The following is a 7,010-nucleotide window of genomic DNA, read 5'->3' as shown; positions in this document are numbered from 1 at the left end:
TGTCTGGCTATGGCAAGGACATGTCGATGTATGGGCTCGAGGATTACACCGTCGTACGGCATGTGATGTTCAAGCATTAAAAGCATCGCGAGCAAGCTTTGCTCCTACAGGATTGATGTCGTTGGCAGAATGGGTGCACGCCACAAAACCCGTAGGAGCATGGCTTGCCCGCGATGGCGTCACCGCAATCTCAGGGAAGAAACCGACACCAGGCAGCACCAGGCGCCACACCAAAGAAGTCAAAACAATAACCACCGATCCGGGCGGCGCCTCCATGGCACCGCCACGGCCTCGGACATCCGAAATCTGCCGATTTCCCGGAGCAAACACACATGAGTGCATCACCCGATCTCTCTGCAGCCATTGCCGACAGCGATGCCGAGCAACTGCGCAAACTGGGGTACACCTCCAACTTCAACCGCAGCATGAGCCTGTGGGAAAACTTCGCCCTGGGCTTCACTTATCTCTCGCCGGTGGTAGGGGTCTATACCCTCTTCGGCTTGTGCCTCGCCGCTGGCGGGCCACCAATGTTCTGGGCTTATTTGCTGGTCGGTTGCGGCCAGTTGCTAGTGTGCCTGATCTTCGGTGAAGTGGTTTCGCAGTTTCCGATTTCCGGTGGCGTGTACCCGTGGGCTCGTCGCCTGGTGGGCAAACGCTGGGCGTGGATGGTCGGCTGGATCTACTCCATCGCCCTGTGCGTCACCATCGCCGCCGTTGCGGTAGGTGCAGGTCCTTACCTCGCCGCCATGCTCGGTTTTGAGCCGAGCAACAACACCAACATCGTCATTGCCCTGGTACTGACGCTGTTCGCCACGCTGGTCAACCTGAGCGGCACCAAGACGCTGGCGCGCATCGCCATGTTCGGTTTCCTCTGCGAACTGGTCGGTGCGGTGATCGTTGGCGTCTACCTGTTGCTCTTCGAACGTCATCAGCCGATCAGCGTGCTGTTCAACACCTTCGACATCAGCATCAACGGCTCGTACCTGCCGGCATTCCTCACCGCTTCACTGGCGGGGATGTTCCTGTATTACGGTTTCGAAGCCTGCGGCGACGTGGCCGAAGAAACCCCGAACCCGAGCAAGAAAATCCCGGTGGCCATGCGCATGACCATCTACATCGGCGGTATCGCAGCGATGTTCGCTTGCCTGGCACTGATCCTGGCCGTGCCGGACATGCAAGCGGTGATCAACGGCACTGACAAGGACCCGGTCGGCACCATCCTCAACAACGCCTTCGGCCCGGTCGGCTCGAAAATGGTGATGGCCGTGGTGATGATTTCCTTCATCTCCTGCGTGATCAGCCTGCAAGCGGCGGCGAGTCGTCTGCTGTACTCCTACGCTCGCGACGAAATGGTCATCGGCAGCCGGCTGCTGAAAAAGATTTCGCCTGCGACTCAGGTTCCGGTGGCCGCACTGTTCGTCTCCGGCGTCCTGCCGGCGCTGATCATCATTCTCGGTTTCTTCCTGCAAGACGCGGTCGCCACCATCGTCAGCTTCGCTGCGATCGGCATCTACCTGGCGTTCCAGATGATCGTGCTCGCTGCCCTGTACGCCCGCATGAAGGGCTGGAAGCCCAGCGGCAAATTCACCCTCGGCGCCTGGGGCTGGCCGGTCAACATCGGCGCGCTGGTCTACGGCGTCGGCGCCATCATCAACATGGCCTGGCCACGCACCCCGGATGCCGCGTGGTACATCAACTACGCCATGGTCCTGAGCACGGCCATCGTGATTGGTTTGGGGTTGCTCTACATGTGGATTGCCAAACCGTATGATCACGGTACGGCGCCTGCGGGGGATGCGTGGAAGGTTAGTCGCTGATTCAAATCGCTCCGGGATCATGTGGGGTCCCGGGGCGAGCTCTGCCCATCGAGCAACCACTTTCGTCACCACGCAGCAAAATCATCAGATCATCCGTACGCCATTTGATATCGGCTTTACACCGTACAGCTTCGAAGCGATCCAGGGCTTCAAACTTACGCATTCGTTTTCACTATCAGTCATCACTCTGTTCCTGATGCACAGCGGTTAGGTGGATGAGAATTCGAATAGATAGCGGAAAAATTGCCCATCATGTGCAGCTTCTCTGCAGCCGGCACAAAAACAGGAAATTCCTACAGATCCGCCCTTCCTGAAAATCCCCCGATTCCTACAACAAGCGTCGCCAGAGTAGACTTGGCGCCGCGAGCGCCTGACCGATAGGCTTTGTCCCGTCGCTGCCAAATCAGCGATCCGGAGTCGAAGCCGGAACACGTCAAAACGGTGCTTGCGCGCCCCCATAGAACTGTGGCTGTTTTTGCCTTCAGTTCTGTTTTATGGCGGGCCGTGTGGCGCGGGCCTTTCGGCTTCCGTTTTGACCTGGAAGTGTCCCGACTTCGAACGCCACTCGGTCCGCCACCCAACCTGTCGAAGGGTTGGTGGCGACTTTCCAAACCAAAACGGAATTCACGCCATGCCAATGCATCCTCAAAGCTCGCCTAGTCCCTATTTCGATCCGACCGTCTTCACCCGCCACAACCGCTTCCTCCACGCTTTCATGCAGGACCATCAAGCCTGGTTCTGTGTCCAGGATCTTGGTCGCCTGATGGGCAAACCACTGAATGAACGTCTGACCCTGAAACTCGACCCCGACCAACGCCGCAAAGTCTGGTTGCTCAAGGACGGCAAAACAGTTGAAACCCTGATGGTCAGCGAATCAGGTATGTACGCCTTACTGGTTCACCACTTCGTCCCGGAAAACCGCAACCTGCGCCAGTGGTTGAGTAACGAGGTCATACCCTCGATGCGTGCCGCGAAATCAGAAACCATGGAAAACCTGCCCAGCCTTAGCTCATTGAATTGGGCCGGAGTCTCAGTGCCTTTGCTGCATTACCAACATCACGCCTGGGTCAAGTGGCGCGACATGCCTGAGTTGATGCATGGACAGCGACCTTCTCCGGCTTTTAGGGCTTGAGTGCATGACCTGTGGCGAGGGAGCTTGCTCCCGCTGGACTGCGAAGCAGTCCTCGTTTTGAAGGTAAAGCGAGGGCCGCTACGCGCCCCAGCGGGAGCAAGCTCCCTCGCCACAGCAAGTTGATGGATCTGGCCAACGTAAAAGCCAAATGGCTTTCACGGTAACCAGCCCTGCTTCAAAACCTCGAAACACTCCTCATCGCATCCACCAGATACCTCATCGCGATCCGGTCGCTCTCCGACAACTCTCGATAGCGTTCCACCAGTTTCATTTCCTCACTGTTCAGACGACGTCTTCGCCGGCCGCTGGCCAGGCATGGAAAGATTCCCAACATTTCGGTGATGCCTTGTACTTTCGACATGGACGATGTCCTTCTCTACGTCAAAGAAAACTTCAGAAACCGCATCGCCCTAATCCTTTTTCAGCAGCGCCTCATGTCAGCTGAACCGCACCGGCCCGAAGGGCATAAACCGGTCATGTACACAGGATAGAAATAATCCGGGCGCTGAAAAGCGGTTTTTAGAGTAATTAGTCGAAAAAAGCAGAAATGCCCTGTAAATCAGAAGGTGCTGTCGGAAATGTTTCCCGACATGTCTTGTTTCATTGCCGCGCCAGCGTGGTGCCATCAATCATTTTTGCTCTGCAATCGAACGGTTTAAGCTAGCGGGCATCTGTTTTAAAGTCCGTTGCGTTTGGCCGAAGGCATGTCCGAACCGATATTTCTGATCCAGCACGTGCCAGGAACGGCGCGGGATTGTTAACGACAGGTTGTATTTATGCATCGCAGGAACTTGCTCAAAGCCTCCATGGCCATCGCTGCCTACACCGGTTTGTCCGCCTCCGGCCTGCTTGCCGCCCGCGCCTGGGCTGCCCCCGGCACCGCCGATGGTGAAGCCAGGGCCTTCGATTTCGAGGCGCTGAAAGTGCAGGCCAAGCAGTTGGCCAGCAATCGCTATCAGGACACCAAACAAGCGCTGCCGCCGACCCTGGCGACGATGACCCCGCAGAACTTCAATGCGATCCGTTACGACGGCGATCATTCGTTGTGGAAGGACAACAAGGGCCAACTGGACGTGCAGTTCTTCCACGTCGGCATGGGCTTCAAGCAGCCGGTGCGCATGTACAGTGTCGATCCGAAAACCCGCATGGCGCGCGAAGTGCATTTCCGCCCGTCGCTGTTCAACTACGAAAACACCACGGTCGACACCAAGCAACTGACCGGCGACCTGGGGTTTTCCGGGTTCAAGCTGTTCAAGGCGCCGGAGCTGGACAAGCACGATGTGGTGTCTTTCCTCGGCGCCAGTTACTTCCGCGCAGTTGATGCCACTGGCCAATACGGCTTGTCGGCCCGTGGTCTGGCGATCGACACCTACGCCAAGAAGCGCGAAGAATTCCCCGATTTCACCAAGTTCTGGTTCGAGACGCCGGACAAGAACAGCACCCGCTTCGTGGTCTACGCCCTGCTCGATTCGCCGAGCGCCACCGGCGCCTACCGTTTCGACATCGATTGCCAGGCCGAGCGCGTGGTGATGGAGGTCGATGCCCACGTCAATGCGCGCACCGCCATCGATCAACTGGGCATCGCGCCGATGACCAGCATGTTCAGCTGCGGCACCCACGAGCGCCGCATGTGCGACACCATTCACCCGCAAATCCATGACTCCGATCGCCTGGCCATGTGGCGCGGCAACGGCGAGTGGATCTGCCGCCCGTTGAACAACCCGGCCACCCTGCAATTCAACGCCTTTGCCGACACCGACCCGAAAGGTTTCGGCCTGGTGCAGACCGATCACGAGTTCGCCAACTATCAGGACACCGTCGATTGGTACAGCCGCCGCCCAAGCCTGTGGGTCGAACCGACCACGGCGTGGGGCGAAGGCTCGATCGATCTGCTGGAAATCCCTACCACCGGCGAAACCATGGACAACATCGTCGCCTTCTGGACGCCGAAGAAACCGGTGGCTGCCGGCGACTCACTGAACTACGGCTACAAGCTGTACTGGAGCGCATTGCCACCCGTCGGCACGCCATTGGCGCGGGTTCATGCCACGCGTTCGGGAATGGGCGGTTTCACTGAAGGCTGGGCGCCTGGCGAACACTATCCACCGGTCTGGGCACGGCGCTTTGCCGTGGACTTCAACGGTGGCGGCCTGGACCGCTTGCCTGAAGGCACGGGCATCGAACCGGTGGTCACGTGCTCAAACGGCGAGGTCAAGGATTTCAGCGTGCTCAAGCTGGACGACATCAAGGGCTACCGCATCCTCTTCGACTGGTACCCGACCAATGACAGCGTCGCTCCCGTCGAGATGCGCCTGTTCATCCGTACCAACGACCGTACGCTGAGTGAAACCTGGTTGTACCAGTACTTCCCGCCCGCTCCGGACAAGCGCAAATACACCTGATGAACCGGTAGCACCCTGCCACCATTCGGTTTTCCGAACGCGACCTGCGGGTCGGTTCGGTTAACCGGATTTTTTCATCACAACAACACCGCCATAAATATTTAATTTCCTTATAAATCAATGCTTTGACCAATTGACACTGGTCTGGCACGAGTCATGCTCTACACTTCTTCGACGAATGTCCTTTGCGCGAACTCACGTAGCGCCCAGGCATTTTTGCAGCACAAAAGGGCCGGCCAACTGGCTCCATAAAAAAAACAATGTCGAGGAAAATTTGATGCGCATCGTTCCCCATATCCTGGGCGCAGCCATTGCTGCCGCTCTGATCAGCACGCCAGTTTTCGCCGCCGAACTCACCGGCACCCTGAAGAAGATCAAAGAGTCCGGTGTCATCACCCTGGGCCATCGCGACGCTTCCATTCCGTTTTCCTACATCGCCGACGCTTCCGGCAAACCGGTCGGCTACTCCCACGACATCCAGCTGAAAGTCGTCGAAGCCATCAAAAAAGACCTCGACATGCCGAACCTCCAGGTCAAATACAACCTGGTGACTTCGCAAACCCGTATCCCGCTGGTACAGAACGGCACCGTGGACCTCGAGTGCGGTTCCACCACCAACAACGTCGAGCGTCAGCAGCAAGTCGACTTCTCCGTCGGCATCTTCGAAATCGGTACTCGCCTGCTGTCCAAGGCTGACTCCAAGTACAAGGATTTCGACGACCTCAAAGGCAAGAACGTCGTGACCACCGCCGGCACCACGTCCGAGCGCATCCTCAAGGCGATGAACGCCGACAAGCAGATGGGCATGAACGTCATCTCCGCCAAAGACCACGGCGAGTCCTTCCAGATGCTGGAAACCGGCCGCGCCGTTGCGTTCATGATGGACGACGCCCTGCTGGCCGGTGAAGCAGCCAAGGCCAAGAAAGCCACTGACTGGGCCGTGACCGGCACTCCACAGTCCTACGAAATCTACGGCTGCATGGTTCGCAAAGGCGACGCGCCGTTCAAGAAGGCTGTAGATGACGCCATCAAGGCCACCTACGCATCGGGCGAGATCAACAAGATCTACGAAAAATGGTTCATGCAGCCAATCCCGCCAAAAGGCCTGAACCTGAACTTCCCGATGAGCGACGAGCTCAAGGCCTTGATCGCCAATCCGACCGATAAAGCGGCTGACGACAAGTCTGCGGAAAAAAAGTCCTGATTTCTGACTAACCTTATCTCCTGACAGGGCCCAGGCCCTTTCAGGAGGTTGTCACTCCCTGCTGGCATTTTAGGAAACACTCGGACCGGTGGCTGTCGAGCCGATCGCGTGTGCCTGAACATCGAGTTCAGGCGGGAACGGAGCTTCCCCAAGCGGGTACTTGTACATCGATCGATCTGAGGGGAGACCCTAATGAATTACAACTGGGACTGGAGCGTGTTCTTCAAGTCCACCGGCGTGGGCAGCGAGACGTATCTCGACTGGTACGTGTCCGGTCTGGCCTGGACCATCGGCATCGCCATCGCGGCCTGGATCATCGCCCTGACACTGGGTTCGATCCTGGGTGTCATGCGTACCGTGCCGAACCGCATCGTATCGGGCATCGCCACCTGCTACGTCGAACTCTTCCGCAACGTGCCGCTGCTTGTGCAGTTGTTCATCTGGTACTTCCTGGT

General features: G+C 57.7%; 7 protein-coding genes. 5 read left to right on the top strand and 2 right to left on the bottom strand.

The window, feature by feature from the left end:
• Nucleotides 1-69: 69 nt before the first annotated feature.
• Nucleotides 70-276 carry a hypothetical protein gene (locus D8V06_RS07520; protein WP_130930721.1) on the bottom strand — a complete coding sequence of 69 codons (207 nt, stop codon included), beginning with the start codon at nucleotides 274-276 and terminating at the stop codon, nucleotides 70-72.
• 56 nt (nucleotides 277-332) lie between these two features.
• Here D8V06_RS07520 and D8V06_RS07515 point away from each other — a divergent pair, with 56 nt between their 5' ends.
• Complete coding sequence (locus tag D8V06_RS07515; protein ID WP_056855254.1) at nucleotides 333-1,817, top strand: amino acid permease; 1,485 nt, start codon at nucleotides 333-335, stop codon at nucleotides 1,815-1,817.
• Between the two features lie 631 nt (nucleotides 1,818-2,448).
• Nucleotides 2,449-2,949: a Bro-N domain-containing protein gene (locus D8V06_RS07510; RefSeq protein WP_130930720.1), complete on the top strand. Its 501-nt coding sequence runs from the start codon at nucleotides 2,449-2,451 to the stop codon at nucleotides 2,947-2,949.
• Between the two features lie 175 nt (nucleotides 2,950-3,124).
• Here the strand turns inward: D8V06_RS07510 and D8V06_RS07505 are convergent, their stop codons facing one another.
• A complete protein-coding gene (locus D8V06_RS07505; RefSeq protein ID WP_056855252.1) occupies nucleotides 3,125-3,310 on the bottom strand; it encodes a hypothetical protein in 186 nt (61 codons plus the stop codon).
• Between the two features lie 415 nt (nucleotides 3,311-3,725).
• Here D8V06_RS07505 and D8V06_RS07500 point away from each other — a divergent pair, with 415 nt between their 5' ends.
• The 3 genes from D8V06_RS07500 to D8V06_RS07490 all read left to right on the top strand — a co-directional run.
• Nucleotides 3,726-5,351 (top strand): glucan biosynthesis protein D, encoded by a 1,626-nt coding sequence (locus D8V06_RS07500; protein ID WP_130930719.1) that lies wholly within the window; start codon nucleotides 3,726-3,728, stop codon nucleotides 5,349-5,351.
• A 277-nt stretch (nucleotides 5,352-5,628) separates the two neighbouring features.
• A complete protein-coding gene (locus tag D8V06_RS07495; protein ID WP_130907748.1) occupies nucleotides 5,629-6,555 on the top strand; it encodes a glutamate/aspartate ABC transporter substrate-binding protein in 927 nt (308 codons plus the stop codon).
• A gap of 192 nt (nucleotides 6,556-6,747) precedes the next feature.
• Nucleotides 6,748-7,010 (top strand): ABC transporter permease subunit (locus D8V06_RS07490; RefSeq protein ID WP_153189253.1); only part of this gene is annotated, 263 nt, incomplete at its 3' end.

Origin of the sequence: Pseudomonas sp. Sample_24, assembly GCF_004307605.1 — a bacterium.
Classification (GTDB): Bacteria; Pseudomonadota; Gammaproteobacteria; order Pseudomonadales; family Pseudomonadaceae; genus Aquipseudomonas.
This window is presented reverse-complemented; position numbering and strand designations above follow the sequence as displayed.